The organism is Micromonospora sp. B006, assembly GCF_003408515.1.
Classification (GTDB): domain Bacteria; phylum Actinomycetota; class Actinomycetes; order Mycobacteriales; family Micromonosporaceae; genus Micromonospora; species Micromonospora echinospora_A.
Genome location: NZ_CP030865.1, coordinates 857510 through 873234, shown reverse-complemented (window position 1 = coordinate 873234; position 15725 = coordinate 857510). Strand labels below are relative to the sequence as shown.

Annotated in this window: 17 protein-coding genes; 11 read left to right on the top strand and 6 right to left on the bottom strand. The window is 71.1% G+C overall.

All coding sequences use genetic code 11. The features are described 5' to 3' along the window. The first annotated feature begins 27 nt into the window (after positions 1-27). Both MicB006_RS04365 and MicB006_RS04360 read left to right on the top strand, forming a co-directional pair. A complete protein-coding gene (locus MicB006_RS04365; RefSeq protein ID WP_225980638.1) occupies positions 28-588 on the top strand; it encodes a Uma2 family endonuclease in 561 nt (186 codons plus the stop codon). Between the two features lie 129 nt (positions 589-717). After that, complete coding sequence (locus MicB006_RS04360) at positions 718-1470, top strand: GH25 family lysozyme (RefSeq protein ID WP_043326667.1); 753 nt, start codon at positions 718-720, stop codon at positions 1468-1470. 66 nt (positions 1471-1536) lie between these two features. Here the strand turns inward: MicB006_RS04360 and MicB006_RS04355 are convergent, their stop codons facing one another. Together MicB006_RS04355 and MicB006_RS04350 are read right to left on the bottom strand one after the other, a co-directional pair. Continuing rightward, the gene (locus MicB006_RS04355) at positions 1537-1749 is read right to left on the bottom strand and encodes a hypothetical protein (RefSeq protein WP_073825077.1); all 213 of its coding nucleotides are present in this window, start codon (positions 1747-1749) and stop codon (positions 1537-1539) included. 88 nt (positions 1750-1837) lie between these two features. Continuing rightward, the gene (locus tag MicB006_RS04350; RefSeq protein ID WP_116503987.1) at positions 1838-3823 is read right to left on the bottom strand and encodes a serine/threonine-protein kinase; all 1986 of its coding nucleotides are present in this window, start codon (positions 3821-3823) and stop codon (positions 1838-1840) included. Between the two features lie 91 nt (positions 3824-3914). On the opposite strand from MicB006_RS04350, the gene MicB006_RS04345 reads away from it, so the two are divergent. The 6 genes from MicB006_RS04345 to MicB006_RS04320 all read left to right on the top strand — a co-directional run bounded on the left by MicB006_RS04345 (position 3915) and on the right by MicB006_RS04320 (position 8482). Next, a complete protein-coding gene (locus MicB006_RS04345; protein ID WP_030501250.1) occupies positions 3915-4127 on the top strand; it encodes an acyl-CoA carboxylase subunit epsilon in 213 nt (70 codons plus the stop codon). Between the two features lie 100 nt (positions 4128-4227). Then, positions 4228-4680: a hypothetical protein gene (locus tag MicB006_RS04340; protein WP_073825088.1), complete on the top strand. Its 453-nt coding sequence runs from the start codon at positions 4228-4230 to the stop codon at positions 4678-4680. Next, positions 4677-6023: a hypothetical protein gene (locus MicB006_RS31790; RefSeq protein WP_161565908.1), complete on the top strand. Its 1347-nt coding sequence runs from the start codon at positions 4677-4679 to the stop codon at positions 6021-6023. Before MicB006_RS04340 ends, MicB006_RS31790 begins: the two co-directional genes overlap by 4 nt. A gap of 10 nt (positions 6024-6033) precedes the next feature. Beyond that, positions 6034-7152, top strand: a complete 1119-nt coding sequence (locus tag MicB006_RS04330; protein ID WP_116511163.1) for a S8 family serine peptidase — start codon at positions 6034-6036, stop codon at positions 7150-7152. 10 nt (positions 7153-7162) lie between these two features. Then, positions 7163-7819 carry a nucleoside triphosphate pyrophosphatase gene (locus tag MicB006_RS04325; protein ID WP_116503983.1) on the top strand — a complete coding sequence of 219 codons (657 nt, stop codon included), beginning with the start codon at positions 7163-7165 and terminating at the stop codon, positions 7817-7819. A gap of 9 nt (positions 7820-7828) precedes the next feature. Next, complete coding sequence (locus MicB006_RS04320; protein ID WP_116503981.1) at positions 7829-8482, top strand: O-methyltransferase; 654 nt, start codon at positions 7829-7831, stop codon at positions 8480-8482. A gap of 144 nt (positions 8483-8626) precedes the next feature. Here the strand turns inward: MicB006_RS04320 and MicB006_RS04315 are convergent, their stop codons facing one another. The 3 genes from MicB006_RS04315 to MicB006_RS04305 all read right to left on the bottom strand — a co-directional run bounded on the left by MicB006_RS04315 (position 8627) and on the right by MicB006_RS04305 (position 11077). Then, positions 8627-9382 (bottom strand): ABC transporter permease, encoded by a 756-nt coding sequence (locus tag MicB006_RS04315; RefSeq protein WP_116503979.1) that lies wholly within the window; start codon positions 9380-9382, stop codon positions 8627-8629. A gap of 17 nt (positions 9383-9399) precedes the next feature. After that, on the bottom strand, positions 9400-10359 hold the full coding sequence (locus MicB006_RS04310; RefSeq protein ID WP_116503977.1) for an ATP-binding cassette domain-containing protein: 960 nt from the start codon (positions 10357-10359) through the stop codon (positions 9400-9402). A gap of 127 nt (positions 10360-10486) precedes the next feature. Continuing rightward, entirely contained in the window at positions 10487-11077 is a 591-nt protein-coding gene (locus MicB006_RS04305) for a PadR family transcriptional regulator (RefSeq protein ID WP_116503975.1), read from the bottom strand. Positions 11078-11209: 132 nt separating this feature from the next. On the opposite strand from MicB006_RS04305, the gene MicB006_RS04300 reads away from it, so the two are divergent. Both MicB006_RS04300 and MicB006_RS04295 read left to right on the top strand, forming a co-directional pair. Further along, positions 11210-12961 (top strand): biotin carboxylase N-terminal domain-containing protein, encoded by a 1752-nt coding sequence (locus MicB006_RS04300; protein WP_116503973.1) that lies wholly within the window; start codon positions 11210-11212, stop codon positions 12959-12961. Positions 12962-13086: 125 nt separating this feature from the next. Further along, positions 13087-14526 (top strand): GuaB1 family IMP dehydrogenase-related protein, encoded by a 1440-nt coding sequence (locus MicB006_RS04295; RefSeq protein WP_116503971.1) that lies wholly within the window; start codon positions 13087-13089, stop codon positions 14524-14526. Positions 14527-14538: 12 nt separating this feature from the next. Here MicB006_RS04295 and MicB006_RS04290 read toward each other — a convergent pair whose 3' ends face one another. Then, the gene (locus MicB006_RS04290) at positions 14539-15078 is read right to left on the bottom strand and encodes a TetR/AcrR family transcriptional regulator (RefSeq protein ID WP_116503969.1); all 540 of its coding nucleotides are present in this window, start codon (positions 15076-15078) and stop codon (positions 14539-14541) included. Between the two features lie 84 nt (positions 15079-15162). On the opposite strand from MicB006_RS04290, the gene MicB006_RS04285 reads away from it, so the two are divergent. Next, positions 15163-15606 carry a DoxX family membrane protein gene (locus tag MicB006_RS04285; RefSeq protein ID WP_116503967.1) on the top strand — a complete coding sequence of 148 codons (444 nt, stop codon included), beginning with the start codon at positions 15163-15165 and terminating at the stop codon, positions 15604-15606. Positions 15607-15725: the final 119 nt, after the last annotated feature.

Genomic DNA, 15725 nt, shown 5'->3' with positions numbered 1-15725 from the left:
CGAGGCGCCGGAGCGGAGGTGAGGTCGGTGAGCGCAGCTCCCTTGGAGCCCTACAGCTCGCACGTCGGTCCGTGGACCGAGGCCGACTACCTCGCGTTGGGCGACAGCCGCGACCGCATCGAACTGCTCGACGGGAGTCTGATCGTGAGTCCTGCCCCGAGCCGACGGCACCAGCGGGTGGCGCGACGACTGGCGAACTCCGTGGAGCTGGCGGCCGAGCCGTCCGGCCTGTTCGTCTATGACGCCATCAATGTGCGGCTTGGCGTGGACCGGATCGTGATCCCGGATCTCGTCGTCACCGACGCCGACGACGACGGCGTGATCCTCGACGCCGATCGCGTGGCGCTTGTCGGCGAGATCGTCTCGCCGGGCAACGCCGCCGCTGACCGGCTGGTCAAAATGCAGCTCTACGCGATTGCCCGGATTCCGTGGTACCTGCTTGTCGAGCAGGACGGCGACAGCCACTCGCTGCGGCTGCACCGGCTCGACGGCTCGCACTACGTCGAGGACGCGGTGGCCAAGGCGGGCGAGACGCTGAGTGTCACCGAGCCGTTCCGCTGGGCGATGGACCCGAGCGCGCTCCGCTGATCCGCAATCGACGCGCCACCTGGGCGAACGATGGCCGTCGATGAAAATTTCCTTGCTCCCTATTGCGATCTAGGGCATTAAGCTCCAAAGATGGGCGTCAATAGACGGACGCCCATCTGGAGGCAAACCATGGCCCGTACCAGACTCTCCGTACGCCGGCTCCTCGCTGCCGGCCTGGCCGCCGCCGCCACCGCGGCCGTGGCCCTCGTGGCGACCGCCGGACCGGCCGCCGCCGCGACCACGCCCGGGATCGACGTCTCCCGTTACCAGGGCAGCATCAACTGGACCAGCGTGCGCAACGCGGGCATCCAGTTCGCCTTCATCAAGGCCACCGAGGGCACGAGCTACAAGGACCCGAACTTCAACGCGAACTACGTCAACGCGTACAACGCCGGGGTGATCCGCGGGGCCTACCACTTCGCCCGGCCGAACATCTCCGCCGGCTCCACCCAGGCCAACTACCTCGCCAGCAACGGCGGCGCCTGGTCGGCCGACAGCCGTACGCTGCCCGCCGCGCTGGACCTGGAGGGCAACCCATACAGCGGCGGCTACTGCTACGGCCTGAGCACCACCGGCATGCGCAACTGGGTCCAGGACTTCCTCAACACCTACCGCTCCCGCACCGGCCGGTACGCGGTCATCTACACCACGACGAGCTGGTGGAACCAGTGCACCGGCAGCTGGAGCGGCCCGTGGGCCAACCACCCGCTGTGGATCGCCCGCTGGGCCAGCTCGCCCGGCACCCTGCCGGCCGGAGCTCCGTTCTACAGCTTCTGGCAGTACACGAGCACCGGCTCCGTCTCCGGGATCAGCGGCAACGTCGACCGCAACTACTGGAACGGTGACCGCAGCCGGCTGATCGCCCTGGCCAACAACACCTGATCCACCGGCTTACGACAGTGGGACCGCCTCCTTGCGAGGCGGTCCCACTGTCGCGTCGTACGTAGCTCAGGCTCTGCGGCGCGCGGAGGCGGGCACGGGCACCGGCGTCCGGCGCATCCAGCGCCACACCGCCACACCCGCGATCGTGAGGGTCAGCACACCGAGGACCGCGACCGGCGCGGACAGGCCGGCGGCGATCAGGAGCAGCACGACGTCGCCGAGCGCAACGAGCATCCACAGTGCCAGCCGCGGGCCGGTGTCCCTGCGTCGGTAACCCATGTCGCACCTCCTTCCGTCGTCGAAGGGACTCATACCCCCGACAACGGAAAGCCATGCGAGCGAGTTTCGTAACCGGCGGGATTCCCGGTCAGTTCTTGCGGTCCGGCACGAAGCCCTTGGTGATGATCTCCCAGTTCGCCAGGTTGGCGTCCCAGTCCTTCGCCGGGACCTCCCAGCGCAGCGCGAAGCCCCGGTTGCTGGCGGTCGCCACACCACGGTTGCGCACGTGGAAGCGGGTGTCGCCGTTGCGCGTCTCCAGCCAGTCCCAGTCGGCACAGGTGCGGAAGTAGGGGTCGCACTTGGTGATGCCGACCAGCTTGTAGCCCCGGACGCGGGAAGCGCGGTACGGCTCCTGGCCCTTCCAGTCGGCGTACGCGTCGGGCTTCGGGTTCGGCGTCCACTGGATGAACAGCACCCGCCGGCTGCCGCCGACCTCGTAGAGCACGACGTTGTCGCCGCCGACCCGGGCCTGGAAGTTCTCCGGGATCGGCACCTTGAAGCCGTTCGGGCCGGTGTAGAGGCGCCAGCCGGCCGGCAACGCGGCCCCGGACGCCGACGGGCTGGCCGACGGCGTGGGGCTGGCCGACGCGCTCGTCGCCGGAGCACTCGGCGACGCGCTCTCGCTCGGCGCGGGCGGCGGCGCCACCGACGCCGAGGTGCCGGCCGTCGGCTCACCGCCGTCGCCGTCGTCACCGTTGTTCAGCAGCGGCACGGCCACCACCAAGCCGACCAGCAGCAGCAGGACCAGCGCGCCGATCAGCAGGTTGCGCCGGTTGGGCGCGGACTTCTCGACCGGCAGCACCGTGGCCCGGCCGGTCGACGGCGCCTCCTGGGCCGGAGCCGGGCTGACCGGTGCGGAGCCGGTCACGGCCGGGCTGACCGGCGCCGGGGTGTCGGTGACGGGCTCGCCGTCGAGCCGCGTCTCGTCCAGCGCCGGGTCGACACCGTCGACCCGGGCCTCGTCGTCCACCCGGGTCTCGTCGGCCGACGGCGCCGGGTCGAGCTTGGTGGTCGGATCGGCTACTGGTGGCGTCACCTTCGCGGTGGGACCGGCGTCCGTAGTGGGCGCCGGCACCTTCGCCGTCGGGTCGACCGTCGCTGCCGTACCCCCGGTGGCGGCCCCGGAGACCGAGGTCGCCGCGCGTTCGGCCTGCTCGGCCGGGCGCGGCGCCGGCACCAGCGGCGGGCGCGGCACACGCGGGCCGTTCGGCCCGGGCCGGCGTACGCCGTCCAGCAGCGAGATGCCCTTGGCCCGGCGACCGGCGGCCTTGCGCAGCATGCGCTCCGCGACCTCGGCGGTGATCCGCTCGTCCGGGTCCTTGCGCAGCAGGCCCTGGAGCACCGGCTTGAGCGGCCCGGCGTTGCGCGGCGGCGGCATCGGCTCGGTGGCGAGCGCCGCGAGCGTGGCGATGGCCGACGGGCGCGCGTACGGCGACTTGCCCTCGACCGCGGCGTAGAGCGTGGCGCCGAGCGACCACAGGTCGGCCTCCGGCCCGGCCGTGCCGTCGCGGGCGCGCTCCGGCGAGATGTACGCGGGCGAGCCGAGCACCATGCCGGTGCGCGTCACGTTCGGGTCGCCGGGGATCGTGGCCAGGCCGAAGTCGGTGAGCACCACCCGGCCGTCCTCACCGAGCAGCACGTTGCCCGGCTTGACGTCGCGGTGCATGATGCCGGCCTTGTGCGCGGCCTTCAGCGCGTTCAGCACGCCGAGGCCGATCTCGACCGCCTTGGCCGCCGAGACCGGACCGTCCTCGGCGATGGTGTCCTGCAACGACTTCGACGCGACGTACTCCATGACGATCCACGGATCGCCGTCGGTACGCAGCACGTCGAAGATGCGGACCACGTTGACGTTGTTGAGGCGGGCGATCGCCCGCGCCTCACGCAGCGAGCGCTCGCGCATCTCGCGGCGCTCCTCCGGGGTGAGACCGGGCGGCGGGACCAGTTCCTTGATGGCCACGTCCCGGTGCAGCACCTCGTCCCGCGCCTTCCAGACGCGGCCCATGCCGCCCTGACCGAGCGGCGTGAGAAGCCGGTACCGGTCGGCGACGAGTTGGGGGAGCGCGTTCGACATCGCAGAAACCGTACCCGGACGCCCGGACGCTCACACCGTCGGCACGCCACTGTACGGCGAAGGTCGAATTCGCGACGCGTACTCTTGGGTCATGTCTGCCGAGGAGCCGCTGTTCCGGATCGTCCGTGGCGTGCCCACCGCCGAGGAGCTGGCCGCTCTGGTCGGCGCGATCATGGTGCGTACCCGCCCGGCCCAGGCCGCCACGCCGGCCCCCGTGTCGCAGTGGGCACGCAGCGCACGTCCCGCCCTCGCCGGCCCGGTGGCCGGCGCCGGCGCCTGGCGGGCCTCCGGCCTGCCCCGCTGACGTCTGGTTCCACCCGCGGCGCCGGGCGGGGCTGCCGGGATCCACGTTGAGCCACTAACCTCACTCAGGGAAACCGTGTGGTGACGGGCAGGAGGCTCCGATGATCCCGGAGGACAACCAGCCAGCCGGCTGGCTGCGCGGCTACGGCGGCATCGAGGCCGACATCCGGCAGATGCGGGAGTTCGCCGATCGACTCCAGGACGAGGTGACGCGCAACTACTCGCCGCATCTGTCCTACATCGCCGACGACATGAAGGCCCCGGTACCCAACCCGGCCGACGCCTTCATCGAGCTGGTCCATTTCCTCCAGGCCCACCACGACACGCAGACCGCAGCGGTCAGCGCCGTGTGGGACCTGGCGCCCGCCACCGGCCGGCTCGCCGACGCCGCCGGCCGGATCGCCACCCACTACGGCGACGCCGACGCGTTCTCCTCCGCCCGGGTCACCGACGTCGAACGGGCGCTCGCCGGGCCGTCGAGCACCGTCGCCCGCCCGCTGCCGCCGCTCGCCGACCCCACCGCCCCCGAACAGAGCCGGGTGATCCTGCCGTGATCGAACGGGGCAGCGGACGCACCTCCGGGCTGACCGACTGGCGGCTGATGGACGTCCTCAGCATGTGGGCATGCGTGCAGGACCAGGACACCACCGGCCAGTGGAAGCAGGTCGCCGGGTGGCGCAAGGTCTGCGACCTCGCGCTGACCCACCTGAGCCGGCTGCGGGAATACCGGCGCGGCCTCGCCGAGGCATGGCCGCCCGAGACCAACGCCGCCGCGCGGGCGTACATCGCCGAACTCGACCAGCTCATCGACCGCGTGCAGCGCACCCACGACGCCGCCGCCGCGAACTACGACGCGCTCGCCGCCGCCACCCGCGCCATCGGCAGCGCGCGGGCCGAGCTGCAACCGCTGCGCGAGGAGTACGAGAAGAAGCTGCGGCAGAAGCGGGCGTACGAGGCGACGATCGACGACCCGAAGGCGGTGGCTGGTAGCCGGTTGCCGGAACGGCCCCCGGTCACGGACGACGACCTGGAGCAGTTGAACGTACGGGCGCGCGGGTTGATGACGGGGTTGAGCGGCGAACTCCAGCACGCCCAGGTCATGCTTCAGCGTCCGCCGGCCGCTCCTCGGCCTGGCATCGAGACGAATAACCCAGATGTTTATGGGGCCAGCGGGGCAGCACCTGTTATTCCACCGATCGTTCCGGTTGCTGTCACAAGCCCAAGTCCAAGGACGAAGCCAGCGCCACTCGGCGGCACTTCCGGCCAGAGGCCACAAACTCCCCCCACCGTGGGCGTCGGACCGATCCTTGGCAGCGCCGGCTCCGCTCTGATTCCTTCTCCAAGCACCACCACACCACACGCTCCATCGACTTCCCCATCGTTGCCGAACTCGGTTCCCCTTCCGCCGGCCACTCCTGGCGCTCTGGGCGCTAACCCGTCTCTGCGAGATACTCGACCAAACCCGCTCACGGGCAGACCAGTTTCAGGAGAGGCGCCGAAGAACTCCTTTCCCCGCACGCAGCCGAACGGATTGATCGGCCAACCATTCGGCCCGGGTCTCGTGCAGCCACCCTCGCAGAATGCCACGCCCCGCAGGGTGAATCCCGTGGGCGGCGTCATCGGAGGTGGCGGCGCGGGCACCGCACCCGCTGGCAATGCTGGATCACGCCCCGGAATTGGGAGAAACCCAGTGATGGGTCCAACGGGCGGAACACCTCTCGGCGGCTATCCCTCCATGAGTGGCCGATCCGGTCGCCAGAACGAGACGAGTGGAGCATCTCGCCCCTGGGATCCTGACCACCCCTGGGAGACCGATAAAGGGGTCAGTCCCGTCGTGCTGCCTCCGCCTGACGATGGTCCGATCGATCCAGGGCCAGCCATCGGCCGAGATCGTTGACCAACTCAGCATGCGCGCAGCCCTCTCGATCTTGGCCGTCGTCAGCCTCTTCTCAACCCAGGCAGTGCAGTCAGCCGCGCCCGCGGATACTTCGCAGGTCCGAAAGGATCAGTGGCATCTAGCCTTCCTCAAGGTTAACGAAGCTCATAAGGTCTCTCGCGGAGCGGGGGTCCTAGTGGCAGTTCCCGACACTGGCGTTGACCCTCATCCGGACCTCTCCAGAAATTTACTTGAAGGCAAGAATATTCTGACGGGCACCGGAGACGGCTTGCGGGACGCAAACAGCCACGGGACCGCCATGGCGGGACTCATCGCCGCCCATGGCGCTGATGGGGAAATCGGCGCACTAGGAATAGCGCCGGAGGCCAAAATTCTCCCAATCATCTCGTCCACTTCAGACAACTACGGCGAGGCCGACAAGCTCGCAGAGGCGATAGATTACGCAGTCACGCAACACGCCGGAGTAATAAGCATCTCCAGCGCAGGCGTCACAAGCGAAAAATTAACTCGTTCAGTGAAGAACGCACTGGCCGCTGACATAGTCGTTGTCGCAGGCGTTGGCAACCTCCCTGAAGCCGCCGCGATTGGCTACCCAGCTGCAGAGGAAGGTGTCATCGCAGTAAGCGGGATCGACCAGGCCGGAAACCATGCCCCGATTTCAGTCACGGGGCCCAGCATCGAGATTGCTGCCCCAGCCGTTGATATCTACAGCACCAGCTATGGCGGCAAGTATTCGAAGGGCACAGGAACATCCAGTGCCACCGCGATCGTTGCCGGCGCGGCTGCCCTGATCCGCTCCAAGTACCCCAACCTCCCCGCGCAGGAAGTCGCCCACCGGCTGACCGCCACCGCCGTCGACAAGGGACCGCCCGGCCGCGACGACCAGTACGGCTACGGCGTCATCGACCTGGTAGCGGCGCTCACCGCCGACGTCCCCCCACTCGGCTTCGAGTCCTCGAACGTCACGCCACCGGCATCGGCGGAGGCAGCCCCGGAAAAGGGCGACGACAGCAGCGCGACCGTACGCGGGCTCGCCACCCTGGGTGTGCTGGTGGCGGCGAGCGGCGGGTACCTGTTCTGGCGTCGGCGCCGACGTGCCGACGACCCACCGCCGAGGGTCAGCCGGTAGCGTCGGCGGGGTGTCGACCTCCGTACCGGTGCGCCTTGTGCTCGCCTCGCAGTCTCCCGCCCGCCGCAAGTTGCTCCAGGCCGCCGGGATCGAGCCCGACGTGCTGGTCAGCGGCGTGGACGAGTCGCAGGTGGTCAGCGAGCGCGCCGAGGATCTGTGCCTGGAGTTGGCCCGGCTGAAGGCGCAGGCCGTACGCGATCGGCTGCGGCCGTCGCCGGACGAGCGCACTCTCGTGCTCGGCTGTGACTCGGTGCTGGCCTTCGACGGCGAGATCCTCGGCAAGCCGGACGACACGGCGGACGCCACCCGGCGCTGGCAGCGGATGCGCGGGCGCAGCGGCGTCCTGCACACCGGGCACAGTCTGATCGACGTGACGCACGAGTCGCAGGCGGAGGCGGTCGCGTCGACGACCGTGCATTTCGCCGACATCAGCGACGAGGAGATCGCCGCGTACGTGGCGACGGGCGAGCCGCTGGCGGTGGCCGGCGCGTTCACCATCGACGGGCTGGGCGGCGCGTTCCTGACCGGGATCGAGGGTGATCCGGGCACGGTGGTGGGATTGTCGCTGCCGCTGCTGCGCCGGCTGCTCGGCGAGGTGGAGCTGAGCATCGTCGACCTGTGGACGAAGGTCGCGCCGGGGGGCCAGGAGATCGAGCATCTCGGCTAACGTCCGGACATGACCACAAAGCCGCTGCCGCTCACGCCGGAACTGCACGACTATCTGGTGGCCCACGGGTCCGCGCCGGACGAGATCGTCCGGGAGCTGGCCGAGGAGACCCGGGCGGCCCTGCCCGCCGCAGCGGTCATGCAGGTCGCGCCCGAACAGGCCGCGTTCCTGACGTTCCTGACCCGGCTGCTCGGCGTACGGCAGGCGGTGGAGGTGGGCACCTTCACCGGCCTCTCCTCGCTGGCGATCGCCCGCGGACTCGCCGAGGGCGGGCGGCTGACCTGCTTCGACATCTCCGAGGAGTACACGGGTGTGGCCCGGCGCTACTGGGAGCGCGCCGGCGTGCAGGACCGGATCGAGCTGCGCATCGGCCCGGCCGCGGAGACGCTGCGCGAGCTGCCCCGCGAGCGCTACCTGGACTTCGCGTTCATCGACGCGGACAAGGTCGGCTACCCGATCTACTGGGACGAACTGGTGCCCCGTATGCGTCCCGGCGCGGTGATCGCTGTCGACAACACGCTGCGCGACGGCCGGGTGCTGGCCCCGCGCAACGCCGACGACCGGGCCATCGCCGCGTTCAACGACGCGGTGATCGCGGATGTCCGCGTCGAGGCGGTCATGCTGCCGATCGCCGACGGCGTCACGCTCGCCCGGGTGCTTTGAGCCAGCCGAACACAACTTCGCCGAGGTGGCGGTATCCCTGAGCGCGGATGCCGCCACCTCGGCGAAGTGGAGTCGATCAAGCCGGGCAGGCCGGGCAGGCCGGGCAAGCCGGGCAAGCCGCGCGGACCGCGCCGGGCCCCCTGGTCAGCGGACGCTGCGGGCGAACTGGCGGGCGGCCCAGAACACCCCGGCGGCGGCGAGCACCGCGATGATGCCGAGGCCCTGCCAGACCCGGTCGTTGCCGAGGTCGCCGTTGAACAGCGCGCGCGTGCCCTCGACCGCCCAGGAGAACGGATTCCACTTGGCCACGCCCTGGAGCCAGCCGGGCGCGAAGGTGAGCGGCAGCAGGATGCCGGAGAGCAGCAGCACCGGCTGAGCGACGGTGTTCATCAGCGGGGCGAGCGCGTCCTCGCTCTTGACCTTGAGCGCGATGCCGTAGGAGACGGCCGAGGTCATAAGCGCGATGAGGGCGAGCATCAGGTACGCCAGGAGCAGGTTGCCGATGAAGACGCGCAGGTCGAACGCGAGCGCCAGCAGCGTGATGATGACTGCCTGCACGATGAGCGAGACCACGTCGCGCAGTGACCGGCCGAGCAGCAGCGCGAGCCGGCTGACCGGGGTGACCCGGGAACGCTCGATCACGCCGGCGCGCAGCTCGGCGATCAGGCCGAAGCCCTGGAACAGGCCGCCGAAGATGGCGAGCAGCACCAGCAGGCCGGGCACGAAGATCTTGTACGCGGCGGCCTGCGTCGGGGCGTTCAGCGCGGGCTTGAGCAGCGGGGCGAACAGGAGCAGGTACATCACCGGCTGGAAGACGCCGACGAAGATCCACACCGGGTTACGCAGGAGCAGCAGCGTCTGGCGTTGGAAGATCAGCCAGGTGTCGCGGGCGAGTTTCATGACAGCTTCTCCGGGGGTCAGGACTCGCGCAGCGAGCGGCCGGTCTTGGTGAGGAAGACGTCGTCGAGGCTGGGGCGGTGCAGCTCGATCGAGCGCAGGTCCAGCCCGGCGTGATCGAGGCGGCGCAGCACCTGCGGGATGGCGGTGGCGCCCTCGTCGACGTAGAGACGCAGGCCGCCCTCGTCGACGGTCTCCAGCTTGCTCACGTACGCCTCGGTGTCGAGCAGTTCGGCGGCGCGCGGGGTGCTCGGGGCGTCCAGGCCGACGATGACCACCTCGCCGGAGATCTCCCGCTTCAGCTCGGCGGGCGTGCCCTCGGCGACGATCTCGCCGTGGTCCATGATCGCGATGCGGTCGCAGAGCGCGTCCGCCTCGTCGAGGTAGTGCGTGGTGATGAAGACGGTCATCCCCTCGGTGCGCAGCCGGCGGATCTCGTCCCACATGTGCGCGCGGCTCTGCGGGTCGAGCCCGGTGGTCGGCTCGTCCAGGAAGACGATCTTCGGCTCGTGGATGATGCCGAGCGCGATCTCGACCCGCCGGCGCTGGCCTCCGGAGTAGGTCTTGCACTTGCGGTCGGCGTACTCGGTGAGTTGGAAGGCGTCCAGCGCGCGGGTGGCCCGCCGGTTCGCCTCGGCCTTGCCGATGCCGTAGAGGCGCGCCTGGAGCACCAGTTCCTCGCGGGCGGTCGACTCGTCCCAGGTGCTGCCGCCCTGGGCCACGTACCCGATCCGGCGGCGCACCTCGGCGGGGTCCTTGCGCAGGTCGGCCCCGGCCACAGTGGCCTGGCCGCCGTCCGGCTCGATGAGGGTGGCGAGCATGCGCAGCGTGGTGGTCTTGCCGGCTCCGTTGGGCCCGAGGAAGCCGAAGATCTCCCCCTCGGCGACGTCGAGGTTGACGCCGCGGACCGCGTCCACGGTCTTCGTCTCGCGACCCTCGCGGGAGCGGTACGACTTCCGCAACCCCCTGGTCTCGATCATTTCTGCTCCTGGTCGTCCGGGCGGACCTGACCGGCCGCCGATCGTCCGCGAGGACGCACGAATCCCCCGCGATTCCTGCCGAGGCTAACGCGATATAGCTTTTCTAGTCAACGTTGATTATGTCGTGTCATCGCGAGCCATCGGTCCAGCCCGACCAGCCGTCGGCCCGCTCCATCCCATCGGGCAGGTACGACACTCCCGACTCGATCCGCTCCGCGATCCGCTCGCACCACGCCGTTTCCGCCGCGGCCCGTGCCAGCCACAACTCGAACATCCACCCGACGTGCACCGGCTTGCGGTTGCGCACCCAGTCCGAGTCGAGCGAGGCGCGCATCGACTCGACCCCGGCCCGGAGGAGGTTCGCCCGGTTGCGCAGCGCCGCCGCGGCCTCCTCTCGCGGCATCGCCGGCAGGAAGGAGAACGCCGCCACGAACGGGTCCGGCGGCTCCTGGACCTGCCACCACTGCGCGCGCAGCAGCGTCTCGAACTCGTCCTCCCCCTTCGCCGTCACCTCGTACGTGGTGCGGGCCGGACGGGCACCCACCTGCTCGACCGAGACGGTCCGCAGCAGGCCCTCGTCGGTGAGTTTGCGCAGCGCGTGGTAGATCGAGCCGGGCTGGACGTTGGCCCACTTGTCCGCGCTCCAGCTCAGCAGCTCGCGGCGCACGTCGTAGCCGTGCACCGGCTGCATCCACCGGACCAGGCCCAGAATCATCATCCTCGTTGCCGACACCGGACAAGCGTAATAGCCAAATTTGACTACAGTGCCGCATCCCACACTGAGCGATCGTTAGGCTCCGCAGGTCGGCCGCTAAACTCCCGGCAACGACCTCCCGGGAGGAGCCACAAGGTGCGCAAGGTTCTCATCGCCAACCGCGGCGAGATCGCCGTCCGCGTCATCCGCGCGTGTCGCGACGCGGGCCTGGCGAGCGTCGCCGTCTACGCGGACTCCGACCGGGACGCCCTGCACGCCACGCTCGCCGACGAGGCGTACGCCCTCGGGGGCGACACCGCCGCGGACAGCTACCTGCGCATCGACAAGCTGATCGACGTGGCGGCCCGGTCCGGCGCGGACGCGGTGCACCCCGGCTACGGCTTCCTCTCCGAGAACGCCGACTTCGCCCAGGCCGTCATCGACGCCGGGCTCACCTGGATCGGCCCCACCCCGCAGGCGATCCGCGACCTCGGCGACAAGGTGACCGCCCGGCACATCGCGCAGCGGGCCGGCGCGCCACTGGTGCCCGGCACCCCGGACCCGGTGGGCAACGCGGACGAGGTGATGGCGTTCGCCGTCGACCACGGCCTGCCGGTCGCCATCAAGGCCGCCTTCGGCGGTGGCGGACGCGGCCTCAAGGTCGCCCGCACCATGGAGGAGATCCCGCACCTGTTCGAGTCGGCGACCCGCGAGGCGGTCGCCGCGTTCGGCCGGGGCGAGTGCTTCGTCGAGCGCTACCTCGACAAGCCGCGCCACGTCGAGGCGCAGGTGCTGGCCGACCAGCACGGCAACGTGATCGTGGTGGGCACCCGGGACTGCTCGTTGCAGCGCCGGCACCAGAAGCTGGTCGAGGAGGCACCCGCGCCGTTCCTCACCGACGCCCAGCGCGCCCAGATCCACGACAGCGCCAAGGCCATCTGCCGCGAGGCCGGCTATCACGGCGCCGGCACCGTGGAATACCTGGTCGGCGCGGACGGCACGATCTCGTTCCTGGAAGTGAACACGCGGCTCCAGGTCGAGCACCCGGTCACCGAGGAGACCGCCGGCATCGACCTGGTCCGCGAGCAGTTCCGCATAGCCGACGGCGAGAAGCTGCGCTTCACCGAGGACCCGACGCCGCGCGGGCACGCCATCGAGTTCCGGATCAACGGCGAGGACCCGGGCCGCAACTTCCTGCCCGCGCCGGGCACCGTCACCGCGCTGCGCCTGCCTTCCGGGCCGGGCGTGCGGGTGGACACCGGCATCTCGGCCGGCGACGTGATCGGCGGCAACTTCGACTCCCTGCTCGCCAAGGTGATCATCGTCGGCGAGACGCGCGCCGAGGCGCTGGAGCGGGCCCGCCGGGCGCTCGACGAGATGGTGGTCGAGGGCATGGCCACCGCGCTGCCCTTCCACCGCCTGGTGATCCGCGACGAGGCGTTCACCGCCGAGCCGTTCACCGTGCACACGCGGTGGATCGAGACCGAGTGGGACAACACCGTCCCGGCCTTCACCGCCACCCCGGGCGCCGCCGACGAGCCGGCCGAGCGCGAGACCGTGGTGATCGAGGTGGGCGGCAAGCGGCTGGAGGTCGTCCTCCCCGCCGGGCTCGGCGCGGGTACGGCGGCAGCCGCGCCCGCCGCGAAGAAGCCGGCCCGCCGGGGCGGCGGAGGCAAGGCGGGCGCCGCGGTCAGCGGCGACACGCTCACCTCGCCGATGCAGGGCACGATCGTGAAGATCGCGGTCGCCGACGGCGACGAGGTGGCCGAGGGCGACCTGGTCGTGGTGCTGGAGGCGATGAAGATGGAGCAGCCGCTGCACGCGCACAAGGCCGGCACGGTGAGCGGGCTCGCCGCCGAGGTCGGCGCGGTGATCACGTCCGGCGCCGCGATCTGCACCATCGCCTGAGATGCAAGGAAGGGCCCCTTCTTAACGCCTGAGGTAGAGAAGGGGCCCCTTCTTAACAGCGCGAGGCCGGGTGGTCTGAGCCACCACCGGGGGCGGGCACGGCCCGGGGCGGGAATGATGGCCGGGTGCGGTTCCTTCACGGCGCGGTCCCCGCGCACGACCTGACCTACAACGACGTCTTCATGGCGCCCAACCGGTCCGAGGTGGGCTCCCGGCTCGACGTCGACCTGGCCACCACCGACGGGACCGGCACCACCATCCCGCTGGTGGTGGCGAACATGACGGCCGTCGCGGGCCGGCGGATGGCCGAGACGGTGGCCCGGCGCGGCGCGGTGGCGGTGATCCCGCAGGACATCCCGATCGAGGTCGTCGCCGACGTGGTCGGCTGGGTCAAGCAGCGCCACCTGGTGCACGACACAGCGATCACGCTGGGCCCGACCGAGACCGTCGGCGACGCCATCCACCTGCTGCCGAAACGGTCGCACGGCGCGGTGGTGGTGGTCGACGCGGACAGTCGGCCGATGGGCGTGGTCACCGAGGCGGACACCGTCGGGGTGGACCGCTTCGCCCAGCTCCGGCACGTGATGTCGACCGAGTTGCACACCGTCCCGGCGGACGCGGACCCGCGTACCGGATTCGACCGGCTGTCGGCGGGCCGGCGGCGGATCGCGCCGGTGGTGGACGCGCAGGGCCGCCTGGTCGGGGTGCTGACCCGGCAGGGCGCGTTGCGCGCCACGCTGTACAAGCCGGCCACCGACGACCGTGGACGGCTGCGCGTCGCCGCCGCCGTGGGCATCAACGGCGACGTCACCGGCAAGGCCGCCGCGCTGCTGGAGGCCGGGGTGGACACGCTCGTCGTGGACACCGCGCACGGGCACCAGGAGCGGATGCTCCAGGCGCTGCGGGCGGTCCGCCGGCTGGATCCGCCGGTGCCGGTGGCAGCCGGCAACGTGGTCACCGCCGATGGCGTACGCGACCTGGTCGACGCGGGCGCGGACATCGTCAAGGTGGGTGTCGGGCCGGGCGCGATGTGCACCACCCGGATGATGACCGGCGTGGGCCGTCCACAGTTCTCCGCGGTGCTCGACTGCGCGGCGGCGGCCCGCTCGCTGGGTCGGCACGTGTGGGCCGACGGCGGCGTACGCCACCCGCGGGACGTGGCGCTGGCGCTCGCCGCGGGCGCGTCGAACGTGATGATCGGCTCCTGGTTCGCCGGCACCTACGAGTCCCCCGGCGACCTGTACACCGACGCCGACGGGCGGCGCTACAAGGAGAGCTTCGGCATGGCGTCCTCGCGTGCGGTGAGCGCCCGCACGGCCGAGGACAGCGCGTTCGACAGGGCCCGGAAGGCGATCTTCGAGGAGGGCATCTCGTCGGCCCGGATGTACCTGGACCCGAGCCGGCCCGGCGTCGAAGACCTGATCGACGAGATCATCTCCGGCGTGCGCAGCGCGTTCACGTACGCGGGCGCGCGCAGCCTGGAGGAGTTCCACGAGCGGGCGCTCGTCGGCGTGCAGAGCGCGGCCGGCTACACCGAGGGGATGCCGCTGCCGACGAGCTGGTGACGCCCGGCCGGCTCAGTTGAACAACCGCCTGATCACGGTACGGGCGGCGGCCTCCGGGTCGTCGCCCACCCGGGGCGGCAGCGCGCCGGAGAGCCAGAGCGTGGCGAAGCCGTGCACGATCGACCAGGCGGCCAGCGCGTCGGTGTCCGGCTCCCGCCCGGTGCGCCGGGCCACCCCGCCGCGCAGCAGTTCGCCCGACCGCTCCCGGGCGGCGATCAGCTCCGGGTCGTCGGCCCGGTACAGCTCGGGCCGGAACATGACGTCGAAGTGCGCCCGGTGTCGTACCGCGAACCCGACGTAGGCCACGCCGGTGTCGAGCAGGTCGTCGCCGGCCTGCCGGAGCGCGTCGGCGAGCAGGTCGAAGCCCTCGGTGGCGAGCGCGGTGAGCAGCCCGGCCTTGTCACCGAAGTGGTGTGCGGGCGCGGCGTGCGAGACCCCGGCGCGGCGGGCCAGCTCACGCAGGCTCAGCGCGGCCGGCCCGGTCTCGGCGATCGCCTCCGCCGCGGTGCTCAGCAGGACGCGACGGAGGTCACCGTGGTGGTACGAGGCCATGCCGTCACCCTAACTTGTCATTGACAAGATGACACCCGTCGCGCAATCTTGTCACCGACAAGATGCTCGTCGGAGGGATCGACAATGGCACCCCTGATCGCACTCCTCGCCGGCACCGCGCTGGCCCGCGTCGCCGGCCTGCTCGGCGTGGACGCCCTGGACGGATGGCACCCCGCGCTGCGGGTCGGGCTGGCGCTGATGTTCGTGCTGACCGGCGTGGCCCACTTCGCGTCCCGGCGCAGGGACCTGATCGCGATGGTCCCGCCGTCGCTGCCCCGGCCCGACCTGCTGGTCACCGTCACCGGCGTGCTGGAACTCGGCGGCGCGCTCGCGCTACTGGTCCCGGCGACCGCGCGTCCGGCGGCGGCCGGGCTGGCGTTGCTGATGCTGGCCATGTTCCCGGCGAACGTGTCTGCCGCGCGCCGCCGCCTCACGCTCGCCGGCCGCCCGGTGACCCCGCTGGGCGCCCGCACGGCGCTCCAGGTCGTCTTCGTGGCCGCCGCGCTGGCGGTCGCGTTCGGCAGATGAGCCGCGCGCCAGGCCGGCGGCGCCCCTCCCGTATGAGCCGCACGCCGGGTCGGCGGCGAGCCTCACAGGCTCGGGCCGGGCGGCGGCCCCCGCAGGTGAGCCGCCGCCCGGCCGGAGCG